At 61.6% G+C, this 13,873-nt stretch carries 17 protein-coding genes and 1 pseudogene; 11 read left to right on the forward strand and 7 right to left on the reverse strand.

Annotation, left to right across the window (positions count from 1 at the left end; genetic code table 11):
* The 9 genes from ACLIRY_RS25820 to ACLIRY_RS25860 form a co-directional block, all read left to right on the forward strand.
* On the forward strand, window positions 1-263 hold a 263-nt coding region (locus tag ACLIRY_RS25820; protein WP_413208304.1), incomplete at its 5' end, for a VirB8/TrbF family protein.
* Entirely contained in the window at window positions 260-1,234 is a 975-nt protein-coding gene (gene trbG, locus ACLIRY_RS25825; RefSeq protein ID WP_413208305.1) for a P-type conjugative transfer protein TrbG, read from the forward strand. The genes ACLIRY_RS25820 and trbG, both read left to right, overlap by 4 nt.
* Window positions 1,231-2,400: a TrbI/VirB10 family protein gene (locus ACLIRY_RS25830; RefSeq protein WP_413208306.1), complete on the forward strand. Its 1,170-nt coding sequence runs from the start codon at window positions 1,231-1,233 to the stop codon at window positions 2,398-2,400. Before trbG ends, ACLIRY_RS25830 begins: the two co-directional genes overlap by 4 nt.
* Before the next feature lie 11 nt (window positions 2,401-2,411).
* On the forward strand, window positions 2,412-2,738 hold the full coding sequence (locus tag ACLIRY_RS25835; RefSeq protein WP_413208307.1) for a DUF2274 domain-containing protein: 327 nt from the start codon (window positions 2,412-2,414) through the stop codon (window positions 2,736-2,738).
* A 290-nt stretch (window positions 2,739-3,028) separates the two neighbouring features.
* Window positions 3,029-3,322, forward strand: coding sequence for an ArsR/SmtB family transcription factor (locus tag ACLIRY_RS25840; protein WP_413208308.1), 294 nt, complete (start codon window positions 3,029-3,031; stop codon window positions 3,320-3,322).
* Window positions 3,323-3,528: 206 nt separating this feature from the next.
* Window positions 3,529-4,425: a permease gene (locus ACLIRY_RS25845; RefSeq protein ID WP_413208309.1), complete on the forward strand. Its 897-nt coding sequence runs from the start codon at window positions 3,529-3,531 to the stop codon at window positions 4,423-4,425.
* Window positions 4,426-4,437: 12 nt separating this feature from the next.
* On the forward strand, window positions 4,438-4,674 hold the full coding sequence (locus ACLIRY_RS25850) for a thioredoxin family protein (RefSeq protein WP_413208310.1): 237 nt from the start codon (window positions 4,438-4,440) through the stop codon (window positions 4,672-4,674).
* 214 nt (window positions 4,675-4,888) lie between these two features.
* Window positions 4,889-5,425, forward strand: coding sequence for a DUF2703 domain-containing protein (locus ACLIRY_RS25855; RefSeq protein WP_413208311.1), 537 nt, complete (start codon window positions 4,889-4,891; stop codon window positions 5,423-5,425).
* Complete coding sequence (locus ACLIRY_RS25860; protein WP_413208312.1) at window positions 5,400-6,032, forward strand: sigma-70 family RNA polymerase sigma factor; 633 nt, start codon at window positions 5,400-5,402, stop codon at window positions 6,030-6,032. The genes ACLIRY_RS25855 and ACLIRY_RS25860 overlap by 26 nt, the downstream gene beginning before the upstream one ends.
* Here ACLIRY_RS25860 and arsJ read toward each other — a convergent pair.
* The 4 genes and pseudogenes from arsJ to ACLIRY_RS25880 form a co-directional block, all read right to left on the reverse strand.
* Window positions 6,029-7,279, reverse strand: coding sequence for an organoarsenical effux MFS transporter ArsJ (gene arsJ / locus ACLIRY_RS25865; RefSeq protein ID WP_413208313.1), 1,251 nt, complete (start codon window positions 7,277-7,279; stop codon window positions 6,029-6,031). The genes ACLIRY_RS25860 and arsJ overlap by 4 nt on opposite strands.
* Window positions 7,276-8,289, reverse strand: coding sequence for an ArsJ-associated glyceraldehyde-3-phosphate dehydrogenase (locus tag ACLIRY_RS25870; RefSeq protein ID WP_413208314.1), 1,014 nt, complete (start codon window positions 8,287-8,289; stop codon window positions 7,276-7,278). Before ACLIRY_RS25870 ends, arsJ begins: the two co-directional genes overlap by 4 nt.
* Window positions 8,290-8,319: 30 nt before the next feature.
* Window positions 8,320-8,847 carry an arsenate reductase ArsC gene (locus ACLIRY_RS25875; protein ID WP_413208320.1) on the reverse strand — a complete coding sequence of 176 codons (528 nt, stop codon included), beginning with the start codon at window positions 8,845-8,847 and terminating at the stop codon, window positions 8,320-8,322.
* Window positions 8,848-8,925: 78 nt separating this feature from the next.
* Window positions 8,926-9,156: pseudogene (locus tag ACLIRY_RS25880) on the reverse strand (ArsR/SmtB family transcription factor); the annotation flags it as partial.
* A gap of 44 nt (window positions 9,157-9,200) precedes the next feature.
* Here ACLIRY_RS25880 and ACLIRY_RS25885 point away from each other — a divergent pair.
* Window positions 9,201-9,413 carry a hypothetical protein gene (locus tag ACLIRY_RS25885; RefSeq protein ID WP_413208315.1) on the forward strand — a complete coding sequence of 71 codons (213 nt, stop codon included), beginning with the start codon at window positions 9,201-9,203 and terminating at the stop codon, window positions 9,411-9,413.
* Window positions 9,414-9,488: 75 nt separating this feature from the next.
* Here the strand turns inward: ACLIRY_RS25885 and ACLIRY_RS25890 are convergent, their stop codons facing one another.
* Both ACLIRY_RS25890 and ACLIRY_RS25895 read right to left on the reverse strand, forming a co-directional pair.
* Window positions 9,489-11,924: an arsenate reductase (azurin) large subunit gene (locus ACLIRY_RS25890; RefSeq protein ID WP_413208316.1), complete on the reverse strand. Its 2,436-nt coding sequence runs from the start codon at window positions 11,922-11,924 to the stop codon at window positions 9,489-9,491.
* 15 nt (window positions 11,925-11,939) lie between these two features.
* Window positions 11,940-12,464: an arsenate reductase (azurin) small subunit gene (locus ACLIRY_RS25895; RefSeq protein ID WP_413208317.1), complete on the reverse strand. Its 525-nt coding sequence runs from the start codon at window positions 12,462-12,464 to the stop codon at window positions 11,940-11,942.
* A 372-nt stretch (window positions 12,465-12,836) separates the two neighbouring features.
* Between ACLIRY_RS25895 and ACLIRY_RS25900 the strand changes: the two genes are divergently transcribed.
* Window positions 12,837-13,532 carry a PhnD/SsuA/transferrin family substrate-binding protein gene (locus ACLIRY_RS25900; RefSeq protein ID WP_413208318.1) on the forward strand — a complete coding sequence of 232 codons (696 nt, stop codon included), beginning with the start codon at window positions 12,837-12,839 and terminating at the stop codon, window positions 13,530-13,532.
* Window positions 13,533-13,553: 21 nt separating this feature from the next.
* Here the strand turns inward: ACLIRY_RS25900 and ACLIRY_RS25905 are convergent.
* Window positions 13,554-13,873, reverse strand: a 320-nt coding sequence (locus ACLIRY_RS25905) for a transposase (RefSeq protein ID WP_413208319.1), incomplete at its 5' end; no start/stop codon positions are given.

Genomic DNA, 13,873 nt, shown 5'->3' on the forward strand with positions numbered 1-13,873 from the left:
CCGTCCAGGTGACCAGCGTGGTGCGGGCCTCGGACCGATCCTTCCAGGTGGCCTGGACCGAACGGGTCTTCGAGCGCGGCGGCCTGAAGGGCACGGAGCGCTGGACCGCCATCCTCTCCATCACCCTGAGAACGCCGCGTTCGGTGGAGCAACTGCGGGCCAATCCGCTGGGCCTCTTCGTCACCGCCATCGACTGGTCGCGGGACCTCGATACGAGCGCGCCCGGTCCGGCTCCCGACCCCACAAAGGAGAGCACGCCATGAAAGCCCCCCTGATCCTCTCCGCGTCGGCCCTGGCGTTGGCCGCCTGCGCGGGCAAGGCACCGCCCCCGGTGATTTCCTATGATAGCGAAGAGTTCCGGCCCGCTCAGATGGAGGCGGAACCACCGCGCCCCGTGACCGTCGTTGAGGTGCCCAAGGTTCTGCCCCTGCCAGGACAACTCCGGCCACTGCCCGGTTCCTCAACGAAGGACACCCGTCCGCCGGAAGAACGGGTCGATGCCGCCAACAAGGCCGCCACACAAGAGCCGACCAAGCATGGCTACATCAACGCCATGCAGGTCTATCCCTATGCGGAAGGTGCGCTCTACCAGATCTACGCCGCGCCGGAGCGGGTGACGGACATCGCCCTCCAGCCCGGGGAGACCCTGACCGCCGTCTCCGCCGGTGATACGGTGCGCTGGGTGATCGGCGACACGGTCAGCGGTTCGGGTTCCTCCGAGCGCACCCATGTGCTCGTAAAACCCTTTGCCCCGGACCTGACCACCAATCTGGTGATCACCACCGACCGGCGGGCCTATCACCTGCACCTACTCAGCACCGAGACCACCGCCATGGCGGCGCTCTCCTGGACCTACCCCCGGGACCAACTGCTGGCCCTGAACCGCCGCAATGCCGCCGCCGAGGTCGCGGCGCCGATTGCCCCCAATGTGGCCGTGGACAGCCTTCACTTCCGCTACGCGATCTCCGGTGACAGCCCGCCCTGGAAACCGACCCGGGTCTTCGACGACGGCCACAAGGTCTACATCGCCTTCCCCCGCCGCATCGACCAGGGCGAGGCGCCGCCCCTCTTCGTGGTGGGCGCGGACGGGGAGGCGGCCCTGGTGAACTACCGCATGCGGGGGTCTTACTACATCGTCGACCGTCTCTTCGCCGCCGCCGAACTGCGGCTGGGCACCGATCCCCAGCAGGTGGTGCGCATCACCCGCACCGATGGCCGGGAGGCGGGCCGATGACCAAGCTCGATTTGCGCGGCGGTCCCAAGCCCCGGGTGACGCGCTTCCGCAAGGGCGTGGTGATTGGCGGCACCGCCATCGCCGCGGCGGGAGTACTGGGGCTGGCGCTCTTGGCCCTGCAGGCGCCGTCCTTTCGACAGGGACAAACCTCCGTGGACCTCCTCCAGACGGGCAGGGCGCCAACGCCGGACGGTCTCGCCGCCTTGCCAGGGGATTATTCGGAGATCAAGCCAGAGGCGCCCGAACTGGGGCCGCCTTTACCCGGCGACCTGGGCCGCCCGATCTTGGCCCAGCAAAAGGCCCAGGGACTGATGCCGGAAGACGCTGGGCCATCGGAAGCGGAACAGCGCCTGGCGCGCCAGGCCATTCAGGCCCGGGAAGCGGGCGTCTTCTTCCGCATCGAGCAGAGGACGCCTCAGCCAACGAAGGTCGGGGCAGGGCAGGGCGGTCAACCGGACCTATCGGCCTTCCCCGTATCGGAGGGCTCCCAACTGACCCTCGATCCCCAGCGCGACCAGAACAACCAGCAACGCAAGCTCGACTTCCTGAACCAGCGGGATGGGGGCGGCATCTATAATCCCCATCCCCTCCAGACCCCGGCGTCCCCCTATCAGGTGATGGCGGGCAGCGTCATCGCCGCCAGCCTGATCACCGGCATCAATTCCGACCTGCCGGGCCTCGTCGTCGCCCAGGTGACCGAGAACGTCCACGACACGGTGACGGGCAGGATCCTGCTGATCCCCCAGGGATCGCGGCTGATCGGCACCTATGACAGCGTCGTGGCCTTTGGCCAGTCCCGGGCGCTGCTGGTCTGGCGGCGGATCGTCATGCCCGACGGTTCCTCCATCGAGATCGACAACCTCCCCGCCACGGACACGGCGGGCTATGCCGGGTTGGAGGACGGTGTGGACTACCACACCTGGCGTCTGGTGAAGGGCATCGCCCTGGCCACCTTGCTGGGCGTGGGCTCCGAGCTGACCTTCGGTGAGGGCGAAAGTGACCTGCTTCGCGCGATCCGAGAATCCACCCAGTCTAACGTCAATCGCGCGGGGCAACGGATCACCGAGAAGAATCTGAACATTCAACCCACCATCACCATCCGCCCCGGCTGGCCGCTGCAGGTGATTGTTCAACGCGACCTTGTACTGCGCCCCTACCAGGGATGAGGAGACCGACCATGGCCAATCTGAAACTGGGAAAACTCCCCGATCGCACCCCGGTGAAGATCACCCTCTCCGTCAACGCCGATCTGGGGCAGGCCCTGCGGGACTATGCCGCCCTGTACAAGGCCACCTACGGGGAAGCTGAGACCGTCGCCGATCTGATCCCCTTTATGCTGGAGGCGTTCCTCGACAGCGATCGCGCATTCGTCAAGGCGCGGAAGGAGGATCTGCCCGACTTCGATGAGGGGGAGCAGCCCAGGCGGAGGGGGAGAAAACCGCGGAGCGATAAAACCCAACCGTTTGTCGGTCCGCCTGCCTTCGAAGGGGAGGATCGGGTATGACCGTCTCCGGCAAACGAGGCTGGCAACTGTTGTGGCCAATCTCATCTGGGTCCCGGAATGTTGTCCCTGGTCATGATCGTCAATGCGTCCAAAGGGGGGAAGGCGCGCCCAGCCTTGCTTGGCCTTTTCTTGCATCCTTTCAATCCGGGAAGCGTCCTTGAGAATGCCGCGGCTGAGCGGCATTCCCTTTGGAGAAGGCGATAACACTGATGCTTGAAGGCTCATTGACCGAGATACGCTTTGATCATATTATGCGCATAACCGCATATGCTGAAAATAGGGGATTCGCCATGGATGTCGTTCAAGTCCTTTCGGCTCTTTCGGAGCCGACCCGCCTGGGCGCCATGCGGATCATCTGGGATGGCGGGGAGCATTGTGTTTGTGAACTGATGGCGACCCTCGATGCGACCCAATCCCGGATGTCCCGTCACATGGGAGTTTTGAAGGCCGCCGGACTGGTCATCGATAGGCGTGACGCGCAGTGGGTGCGCTATCGCCGCAACCCGGATCTTTGCGCGGATGTCCTTCGTGTCGTCGATGCGGTGATGGATGCCATGGATAGCAAGGAAAGGAGCGCGGCATGAGCTGTTGTGACGCGAAGACAGGATGCGAAGTTCCTGTCGGTCAAAACGCCAATTCTGGGGGAACTCAGTCCCCCAAGGATATGTCGGCATGGAAGTGGTACGCTGGAACAGTGGCTGCTCTTGTTCTATGGGTAGGACTCTACAGCCAATTAATCCCTGTTTCCGAGTGGCTCGTAAGCCAGCTTCCGGTGGAACGGACTAGTGCCTTGGGTGATGCCCTTGCCTTCTTCTTCTACGACACGCCAAAGGTGGTCCTGCTTCTTGCCCTGATTGTCTTCGCCATGGGGGTTGTGCGGTCCTTTTTTTCGCCGGAAAAAACGCGTGCTCTGTTGTCGGAACGCCGCGCCGGTGTCGGGAATGTCATGGCCGCTAGTTTAGGCATCGTGACACCCTTCTGTTCCTGCTCCGCCATCCCCCTGTTCATCGGTTTTGTGTCTGCGGGCGTGCCTTTGGGGGTGACCTTTTCCTTCCTGATCGCCGCGCCCATGGTCAATGAAGTGGCCTTGGGCCTCCTCTTCGGCCTCGTTGGCTGGAAGGTTGCCCTGATCTACCTAGTTTTCGGCCTGGGTGTCGCCGTGGTCGCCGGATGGGTCATCGGGCATCTGCGGTTGGAGGGCTGGCTCGAGGGCTGGGTGAGGGATCTGCATACCGGAGGAGTACAGGTCGTTCCCGATCGGGCCTTGACCATGGTCGACCGCTTGAAAGAAGGGGGGGACGCCGTCAAGGACATCGTCGGCAAGGTCTGGAAATGGATCGTCTTGGGCATTGCCCTGGGCGCGGCAATCCACGGCTATGTTCCGGCCGATGTCATGGCTCGGATCATGGGTGCGGACGCCTGGTGGTCGGTTCCGGCGGCCGTGGCTATCGGTATTCCCATGTACACCAACGCCGCTGGTGTCATCCCCATTGTCGAGGCCCTTCTGGACAAGGGGGCCGCGCTAGGGACGGTTCTGGCGTTCATGATGTCCGTGATCGCCCTGTCTCTACCGGAAATGCTCATCCTTCGGAAGGTTCTCACTGTTCGTCTGATCGCCGTCTTTGTCGGTGTGGTGGGGACGGGAATCCTGGCCGTCGGCTTTCTGTTTAACATCTTGTTTTCGTAAGGAGAAATCGCCATGAAAGCTATCAAGGTTCTGGGGCCTGGGTGCAAGCGATGCGAGACGACCGCCGCCATGGTCAAGTCCGCCGCCGAAAAGCTGGGCATCGAGGTGAGCATCGAGAAGGTCACCGACTACGCTGAAATCGCCAAGTTCGGCATCGCCTCCACGCCGGGTGTAGTGGTTGATGGAAAAGTCGTTCACGCTGGTGGGCTGCCCGCCGAGCAAGATCTGGAAGGATGGTTGGCCGAATAAGTTTACCGAGCTTAGCCGTCACGTTGGCGGAGTAATTGCCGAACGGCCCATGGGGTGGTGGAAGCGAGAAATGCGCCTTCACCACCCTCTTTCACGTTGAGGGATGAGACCTTAGCTCGGACATTGCTCAAGAAAATATTTCGCGGAAAATGCGTCCTTTCCCGCCTGTCATCGTCTTTTAGGAGGAGTATGGCTTTTATCAAGGAACCTGATCATGACCGTTCAATTGTCTGAAAATGTCCTCTCCATCGATTTCCTCTTCCTCGACCGAGACACATGTGGAAGGTGTGGCGGAACGGAAGAGGCTCTCGATATGGCCGTGTCCGCGACGGAACCCGCCTTGGCGGCCTTGGGCATTCGTTCAAAGATCGCGAAAATCCATGTGACCAGTCTTGTCCAGGCGAAGGAACTGGGCTTCCTGACTTCTCCCACCATTCGGATTGGCGGCAAGGATATTCAGTCGGATATGCATGAGAGTGCCTGCGGCGACTGCACCGACCTGGGCGCCAGTGACGATGCCGTGCATTGCCGTCATTGGACTTGGCACGGTGAAAGCCATTCTTCCGCGCCGGTTGGCATGGTGGTGGAGGCGATCCTGAGTGCCGTCTTGGAAGGCCAGTCCTCTGGCCCCAGGAGCGAGGCCGACCCGGAGCGTGTCCTCGGGATGACCGCCAACCTGGAGCGCTTCTTTGGCCCCGAGGCAGGTGCCACGGGGGGTAAGGGGGATGGTTGTGGGTGCGGCTGCGGCTGACGGAGTGGGTCTGACCGTGGAGAACACGAGGGGTCCCGAGGTCGAATGGAATCGGTTCATCCCGGCGCTGACGGCTTTCGTCCGGCGCCGGGTGGCCAACCCGGCCGACGTGGAGAATGTGGTGCAAACGGCACTGACCAAGGCGGTGGCGGCCTTGCCGGACCTGCGTCGAGTGGAACGCCTGGAATCATGGCTCTATCGTGTTACCCGGGGCGCCGTCATCGACTACTACCGGGTGCGGTCCAGACGCCGGGAGAGCGTGTTGGACGACTTTGATATGGTGGCGGCGGACCTTCCTTTGGAACCGGACGCCGAATTGCTTGAGGAGATGGCCGCCTGCGCGACATGCCTGTTGGCGGAGCTGCCGAAGACCTACCGCGATGTCCTGGATTTGGTCGACCGGCGAGGGATGCGTCAGGCCGAGGCCGCGCGCTGTCTTGGCCTCGGTCTGCCAGCCTTGAAATCCAGAGTGCGGAGGGGACGCCTTCTTTTGCGCTCCACCCTGGAACATTGTTGTCAGGTAGGCTTGGACGCGGGCGGGCGTCCCATGGAATTCGAGAATCGATGCGCGGGAAATACTTCCAACCGACCTGTCGACGGGTTTTAGGTGGAAGCTTCCTCCGTCTTGCTGGGGCTGGCCAAGGGAAGGGTGAGAACAAGGGCGAGGCCAACCAGGATCGCCGAACCCCAGAGGGTTCCGCTCAGGCCACCCCATTGGTACACCAGTCCCGATAGGAGGGTTCCCGCCAGCCGTCCCCAGGCGTTGGCCATGTAATAAAAACCAACATTCAAGGCCACCTTGTCGGAGTCCGAATAGGCGACGATCAACCAACTGTGGACCGCTGAATTCATGGCGAAAACAGTACCGAAGACCAGCAAGCCCACGATCAGTGTCCAGCCCATGTGAAGCCCCGGTGGTTGGTTGGCCATGATCCAGGCCAAACCCACCGTGGTTATGAGCAGAAGCGCGGCCCAAATCCGGGCGGCGCGAGCTCCATGGTCCACGGTGGTGGTCTTTCGAAGCAGGCGTGGAGCACCCGCCTGAATAAATCCGTAGCCAATGACCCAGGCCGCCATGAAGGCGCCGACCTGATCGAAGCTCCATTCCAGCGTGGAATATAGAAAAACCGGAACTCCGACCACGAACCAAATGTCACGGCTGGCGAACAGGAACACCCTGGCGGCTGACAGCCAATTGATTTCCTGGCTTTTGGCGAATAGGTCACGTCCTCGGATCTTAGCCTTGGCGCGGCCCAGGTCGGCGTGGACCGTCAAAAGGGCCAACAGTAAAACCAGACAGAGGGCTCCGGCCATGGACCAAAGGGCTGTTTGAAAGCCCAGGAGTTCGAGGAGTAGGCCGCCGAGGAAAAAGCCCACGCCCTTGAGCGCGTTCTTCGAGCCCGTGAGCAAGGCCACCCAGGTAAACAGAGTTCCCTCGGCATGAGTTGGAACCACCGCCTTGATCGCCGACTTTGACGACATCTTGGTGAGGTCCTTGGCGATGCCGGAGGCAGCCTGACAGCCCATCACATAGGCCACGGAGAGTGCCAATGTCCAAGCTGGGTCGGTCAGTGACAAGGCGAGCAGCGCCACCACCTGGACACCGAGCCCTGTGAACAAGGTGAGCCGAAGACCGAAACGGGCGCCGATCCAGCCACCAATTGGATTGGTGACGACCCCCATGGCCTCGTACAGCAGAAACAGGAAAGCCAGTTCCAGCGGCGAGAACCCCAGCCGGTGGAAATGCAACAACACCAACATGCGCAAGGCGCCATCGGTCAGGGTGAAGCCCCAATAGGCCGCCGTCACCGCCGCGTATTGACCGATCCCCGTTGCTTCCTTCTTGGAGGTCATTTTGTGGAACTCAAAATGAGGCGCGCCAAATCGACCATGCGATTCACATAACCCCACTCGTTATCATACCAAGCGTAGACCTTCACCTGCCGACCGTCGATGACCATGGTGGATGGCGCGTCGATCACGGAGGAACGAGGGTCACCCAGGAAATCGGTGGAGACCAAGGGGCGTTCCTCGACTCCAAGGATTCCCATGAGAGGACCGGAGGCGGCGACGCGGAACAGGTCGTTGACTTCCTCAACCGTCGTATCGCGGGCCACTTCGAAGACGCAGTCCGTGAGCGATGCGTTGAGCAGCGGGACACGGACGGCATGCCCGTTTAGTTTGCCCTTCAATTCGGGGTAAATGAGCGTAATCGCCGTGGCCGAACCGGTCGTGGTTGGAATAAGGGCGTTCAGACCGGAACGGGCACGGCGTTTGTCCTTATGGGGACTGTCCACCATCACCTGGGTATTGGTCACGTCATGGATCGTGGTCATGGATCCGTGGACAATGCCGAGATTTTCGTGAATGACCTTAACCACCGGAGCCAAGCAGTTGGTGGTGCAGGATGCCGCGGTCACGATGGAATGAACTGCGGGATCGAAAAGGTGTTGGTTGACGCCATGAACCAAATTGAGGGCGCTTCCGTCTTTCACCGGCGCGCTGACCAGAACATGGCGAATGCCTTTTTCTTGGTAGGCGCGCAGGCGCTCTCCCGTCAGGAATTTTCCCGAACACTCCATCACCAAATCCACGTCGTCACCCGTCCACGGAATATCTTCTGGTGTGGAGGCCTCCGAGAAGGCGAGGGATGTTCCATCAATCGTGAGGCTGTCCCTTGTCCAGTCGATATCGTGGCGCCAACGGCCTTGGACGCTGTCGAATTCAAGCAAATGGGCTGCGATTTCGGGCCCTCCCTTGATCTCGTTGACCGCGACGAAGGATAGGGTGGGATCGGACCACCCCGCCCTGAGGGCAAGCTTGCCCATGCGACCGAGGCCGTTGATGGCGATACGAAGAGTCATGGGAGGAGGCCTTTTCAGCGGTACGGGAAACTACGCGACGTCGATCCTGGCCCGGTCAGTGGTTTGGCCGATCTGGTCGAGTTTCTTCTGCAGGGACAGGCGGTCCAGGGATCGCAGGGGAAGGGCGCAGAAGATGGAAATACGGTTCACCAGCATCCGGTAGACGTCGGCGGTAAACAGGGTTTTTTCCGTCTCGTTCCCCTCATGGGTAACAGGGTCGGGGACGCCCCAATGGGCGGTCATGGGCTGTCCGGGCCAGACAGGGCAAGTCTCGCCCGCGGCGTCGTCACAGACGGTGAAAACAAAGTCCATCGCGGGGGAATCCGGCAACGAAAATTCATCCCAGCTTTTGGAGCGGAGTTCGCCGACGGAGTAATTATTCCGACCCAAAAGAGCCTTGGCGATGGGGTCGATGGCACCCCTGGGATTGCTGCCCGCGCTGAAGGCGCGGAAGCGTCCAGTTCCTTCGCGGTTGAGGATACACTCGGCCATGATGCTGCGCGCCGAGTTGCCGGTGCACAGGAACAACACATTGTAGACGCGATCATCGGTGGTCATGGTCAGGAGCTCCCAAGGGGCCGGTTCGGTCGAACCCCGGATCCCTCCGTTTGGCAGGAAGGCGGCCAGGGCGGTGAAAGCCTCGTAACTGATCGAATAGAGTATGCGTTGGCCATTCCGGCGGCCTTCCACCAATCCGGCCATTCTCAGGTCCTTCAGGTGGAACGACAACGCGGGCAGTTTCAGGCCCGTGCATTCCGCCAGATCGCTGGCGGACAGTTCACCCACCTGGGCGAGCCGCAGAACGATATCCAACCGTGTTTCATGTGCGATGGCGGCGAACAGCCGCGCCGCGAGTGCCGTATCCATGAGGAATAAATATTCAATGATTATTGAAATATCAAATTAAAGAAATGACACATAAAAGCCGTTCCGAGCCCTGGAAATTCCTCCAAGCTTCGGTGAACTCGGCCATCCCATCGAGCGGCTTTCCGACCTTGGACGACGGTGCTGGTCGTCGGCATCGGTCCGAGGGGCTGGCGGGTATTGTCGCCGTTGGACCCCTTGCGAGCCTGGGTACGGTTCTGTTCAGTGAGAGGGGGGCGAGACGGTGTGCCACGCGTTGATCTGATTGGCTTTCACGATACCCGAGGAGAGAAGCGATGGCCGGAGCACGGGACATGTGTTCCGGCCGTGTCGCCTCATCCCTCCCTGTATAGGGGGGATTTGAAGGAGAGGTGGCCGGTTGTCTCTGGCTTGTCCGCCAGCTTGCGGATATCGGCCCAGGTGATCTTGTATTCGGGAATGATCAGTTCGTTCACCGTTTCCGAGACCACGTTGCCTTGCACGCCCGTGGGATAACCGAACAGCATGAAGGTTTCGTTCCGCTTGGCCGTGGGCGTCGGCTGGGCGATGGCCTGGGTGGAACCGTTGGTGTTATGAACCTCCACCAGATCGCCCGCGTTCAAACCGAGTTCGGCCATGTCCTCGGGGTTCATCTCGATGAAGGGATAGGGCCAGCGGTCTGAAATGAACTCGTTCTCCACATCGAGATAGGCATTCTGCCAGACGTGGTTGGTGCGACCGTTGTTGATCAGGAAACGATGACGATCACGTTCCTTCGCTTTTGACTCTTGGAGGCCTCTCCAGGTGGTTTCCAGGAACTTGGCACGCCCGTCGTCGGTATTGAACACTCCGTCCGTGTAGAGACGCGGGGTGCCGATGATCTTGTCCCCTTCAACCGCCACCGTCGGCTCGTGAAAGCCATTGGTGCCCATGGCGCGCAGCCGGTCATAGGTGACATGCCTCTCCGCCGCCCGCGTGCTTGTGATAGCCGTCCATGAAGGCATCTTCCTCCGTGGTCCAGTCGTAGCCCTTGAACTTGTCCGCCACATCCGGCTTTCCCGCCCGCCGCCAGGAGGCTTCGAGGACCCGGGCCAACTCGGCGACGATGAGACAATGTAGCGCTCGGTCAGGCGCATGCGGCGTTCGCCGTTCATGGATGTCAGGTTCATCTCCCCCGAGGTGGCGGCGGGCAGAACCACATGGGCATGGGCGCCAATGGCCGTGGGCACGATATCCACGTCCAGGCTGAACAGGCCGCCCTGGCGGATGGCCTCCATGATGGCGTCAACCTGGGCGGTCCGGTCGCCCGCCGGGGCCGCCGACATGGCGTCCTTCACCAGGTCGGTTCGTTTCTTATAGGCCTGCTGGAACTTGGAGGCGTTCAGCGTGGTCTTGAAGTGGTCGCAGGCCCAGACATGGTGGATTCCCCCCTTCCCCTGGATGATCAACTGGTCCACATAGGGCGCCGGCCGCCCGACGTGGGCGTCGGAAGGCCGCACGTACCCTTCCTGGTGGCCGCCAAGGCGGCAACATCCCCCGCCTTCCCGTCCAATGTTCCCGGTCGCCAGGGAAAGGGCGGCGATGGCGGCGATGGTGCGGTAGTTGTCATTGGACCAGATAACGCCCTTTTCGTAGCCGGTGAAGGTCCGGCGCCGCGCTCCGTCCTCCTTGGGTTGGGCGATCCACTCGGCGGCCTTGACGATGTCGGCGGCGGCCACGCCGCAGATGTTCGCGGCCTCGTCCACGGACATGCGGTTCTTGGGAAGCATGTCGTCGAAACCGTTGGTGTGGGCCTCGATGAAGGCCCGGTCGATCCATCCCTGGTCCGCCACATATCCCATGAGGGCGTTGAACAGGGCGAGGTCGGTGCCCGAGCGGATCGCCAAGTGCAACACGTTCTCCCTGCCCGCCACGGTCTCGCAGGCGTTGAGGGTCGTGGTTCGCCGGGGGTCCACCACCACCATGCGGGTGGGGGGATGGGCCTCGCCGGGCATCATCTCGGCCTTCTTCCCTTGGCTTTCGCCCCGCAGGTTGGGGACCCAGTGGTTCAGGAAGTAGTTGGTCTGGGTTTCGAGCTGGTTGGCTCCGACGGCCAGGATGGTGTCGCAGAGTTCGGCATCCTCATAGGCGTTGTTGAGTTCGCTCATGCCCATGTCCCGTTGGCCGTGGACCTCCGAGTTGTAGGCCGGTCGGTTGTGGATACGAATGTTGCGAATTTTCATGCTCTCGAAATAGAGCTTGCCCGTGGCCCAGGTGTTCTCGTAGCCGCCGCCCGCGCCGCCGTGATCGAAGGCGGAGACGAGCAGGCCATCCTCGCCCTGGTCCTCGATCACCCGGCGTGTCACCTCGGCGACTAGGCCGATGGCGTCCTCCCAGGAGGTGGGCTGCGTCATTCCGTAGCGCCAGACCAGGGGCGTGGTCAGCCGTCGCTGCTGGGTGCCGGTGGTTTCCGACGGGGACATCTCGGCGATGCGGGCGCCACGAATGGAGCCAAGGCCGGAATTCACGACGCAGTCATGGTCGGGCTTGACGACCAAATGGACGTCCCGGCCATTCTGTTTGACGATGTTGTACATGGAGGGCGCGAACCAGGCATCCGTTTCCAGGGGTTGTTGCTCGGAGAGGTTCACGCCGAACAGGTTCCCGGTGGCGTCCGGGGTGCCCTGGCGGTTGACCGGCCAGCTGATCGCCTTGTAACCGCAACCGACGATGCAGTAGTGGCAGGTGACATTCTGGACCTTCGCGTCCCGTGGCGGTATGGGAAGGCGGTCGATATTGCGTTTGTAGGCCATGGTTTCCGCTCCCTCTCAGCTCATCACATTGCTCAGGCGTCCGTGGATCAGGTCGTCCACCGCCTCGGCATGGATGTCTCCCTTGTCGTCGACCCGCAGCAGGACCTGGGGCAGGTTGCTGGTCGCGTGCCCCCAAATCTCCAGGCCCCCCTTCTCCGGGTCGAAGCGGGAGAAATGCCCCGGACAGTTGAGAACCTGTTCGCCCGACACGTAGGCCAGGGGCCATCCTTTGTGGGGACAGAGGGTCGAGAAGGCGACGATGTCCCCTTCGGGACCGACACCGTTGAGCGCCAGCTTGCCCAGCTTGATCAGGACACCCGGGCTGTCCGCGTCCGGATAGGTGATGTCCAGCGGCTCATCGACACGCAGATCCACCAGATTGGCCAGCCGCTGGCTGGGATAGGTTACCCGCGCCAGGGCCGGCGAGGCCTTCGCGGTACTGGGGGTCATCATGGTCGTCCCAGCCGCCGCCACCATTCCGGCCGATCCGGCGAGGAATTGCCTGCGCCCCACCTCGATCATCGTTCGACACCGTTTCATGTCCGTTCTCCCTGTTGGTGTTTGGGGTCCGCTGGACCCTTGGACGCTCCCCTTCGGTCGAGCGTCGGGAGACGTCATTGCATGCTTCTTGCCAGGGGGGAGAAGACTGAAAAACCAACTTGAATACCTGGTTTGTCCCTCGCGGGGGTTACCAGAACGTTACATGCGGTTAGTGGGCTTGTTTATCTTGATAAGTTGAAGAATATCAGGTGGTTGGCCTGTATCCTGTCTTTTTTGTGTTTCGGTTTGGTAACCGGGGGCGCGAAATGGGGGCGCGCCTATGCCATTCCCCGGATTGGGCGGGCATGGTATGCTGGCGTCAATTCGCCCTTCAGAGGCGAGAGGTCGCCGTCTTCGGGACGGAGGGAGGAATTGGGTCAGGCTCTCACCCGGCGCGCCGCCATGGCGCTTGGGGGCGCCTTGTGCGCCACCGTCACCGCGAAGCGGACTTTTGCCTTGAGCGGGGCCGCTCCCCCTGTCGCGCGGTTCGGATTGACCTCCGTCGTGGTGAAGGAAAACCTGGCTTTCTTTTCCGACTGGGCGGCCTATCTGGAAAGGCGATTGGGCCGTCCCGTTGTCTTCGTGCAGAGGCGTTCCTATCACGAGGTCATGGAACTCCTGGAGCGTGGCGATGTCCAGTTCGCCTGGATCTGCGGGTATCCCTATTCCCGCCCTCGTTCTCCAGAGTACCTGGACCTCCTGGCGGTGCCGTTATGGAACGGGGCGCCGCTCTATCAATCGTACATCATCGGGCGCGCCGATGGCGACATGGCGAGCTTAGAGGACCTGCGGGGCAGGATCTTCGCCTATTCGGATCCCGATAGCAATTCGGGCTATCTGGTGCCCCGACAGTTGTTGGCGGAAAAATCACGTGACTTTTTTCGGAGGGCCTATCGGCCCGATTTTTCTCTCCGGCCCCGGATTTTCCGAAGCCCCGTCTTCGGGCTGGGTAGGGCTGGTTGCAAAAAGGAGCATATGGTCGCGGCGATACAACTAATAAAAGAAAAACTGTCATCAAGGAGACATGCGACATCTTCCTTCCACGGGAAGGGGATTGTTTTCCGGTGATGTCGGTGGGGAAGGGGTGGCTTACGGAGGAGACAGGCAGCGCCAAGCGGTGAAGAAGATATCCTGGGTCGGACAGGCGTCGGGCATGGCGATCTTGATCCGTCGCACCGAGATGATCACCCGGGCGCCGATTTTGAGGAGCTTTTCCCGGATGGTGTTCGGCGCGGCTTTAGCCAAGTCCGTGCCCTGGAGGGCGCGCATCCGCAACTGGGCCATCAACACGTAGGCAAAACCCGCCAAGATCAGCCGGGTCTGGTTGGTTGTGAAGGCATGGCCCGAGGCTCGGTGGCCAAACAGGTCTAACTGGCAATCCTTGATCCGGTTTTCCATGTCGCCACGCG

Source organism: Rhodospirillum sp. A1_3_36 (assembly GCF_047263945.1).
In the GTDB taxonomy this organism is placed as follows: domain Bacteria; phylum Pseudomonadota; class Alphaproteobacteria; order Rhodospirillales; family Rhodospirillaceae; genus Rhodospirillum.

Coding starts and splice junctions, on each gene's coding strand:
- trbG (WP_413208305.1), top strand. CDS start 260: ATGAAAGCCCCCCTGATCCTCTCCGCGTCGGCCCTGGCGTTGGCCGCC.
- ACLIRY_RS25830 (WP_413208306.1), top strand. CDS start 1,231: ATGACCAAGCTCGATTTGCGCGGCGGTCCCAAGCCCCGGGTGACGCGC.
- ACLIRY_RS25835 (WP_413208307.1), top strand. CDS start 2,412: ATGGCCAATCTGAAACTGGGAAAACTCCCCGATCGCACCCCGGTGAAG.
- ACLIRY_RS25840 (WP_413208308.1), top strand. CDS start 3,029: ATGGATGTCGTTCAAGTCCTTTCGGCTCTTTCGGAGCCGACCCGCCTG.
- ACLIRY_RS25850 (WP_413208310.1), top strand. CDS start 4,438: ATGAAAGCTATCAAGGTTCTGGGGCCTGGGTGCAAGCGATGCGAGACG.
- ACLIRY_RS25855 (WP_413208311.1), top strand. CDS start 4,889: ATGACCGTTCAATTGTCTGAAAATGTCCTCTCCATCGATTTCCTCTTC.
- ACLIRY_RS25860 (WP_413208312.1), top strand. CDS start 5,400: ATGGTTGTGGGTGCGGCTGCGGCTGACGGAGTGGGTCTGACCGTGGAG.
- arsJ (WP_413208313.1), bottom strand. CDS start 7,279: ATGACCTCCAAGAAGGAAGCAACGGGGATCGGTCAATACGCGGCGGTG.
- ACLIRY_RS25870 (WP_413208314.1), bottom strand. CDS start 8,289: ATGACTCTTCGTATCGCCATCAACGGCCTCGGTCGCATGGGCAAGCTT.
- ACLIRY_RS25875 (WP_413208320.1), bottom strand. CDS start 8,847: ATGACCACCGATGATCGCGTCTACAATGTGTTGTTCCTGTGCACCGGC.
- ACLIRY_RS25885 (WP_413208315.1), top strand. CDS start 9,201: ATGACACATAAAAGCCGTTCCGAGCCCTGGAAATTCCTCCAAGCTTCG.
- ACLIRY_RS25890 (WP_413208316.1), bottom strand. CDS start 11,924: ATGGCCTACAAACGCAATATCGACCGCCTTCCCATACCGCCACGGGAC.
- ACLIRY_RS25895 (WP_413208317.1), bottom strand. CDS start 12,464: ATGAAACGGTGTCGAACGATGATCGAGGTGGGGCGCAGGCAATTCCTC.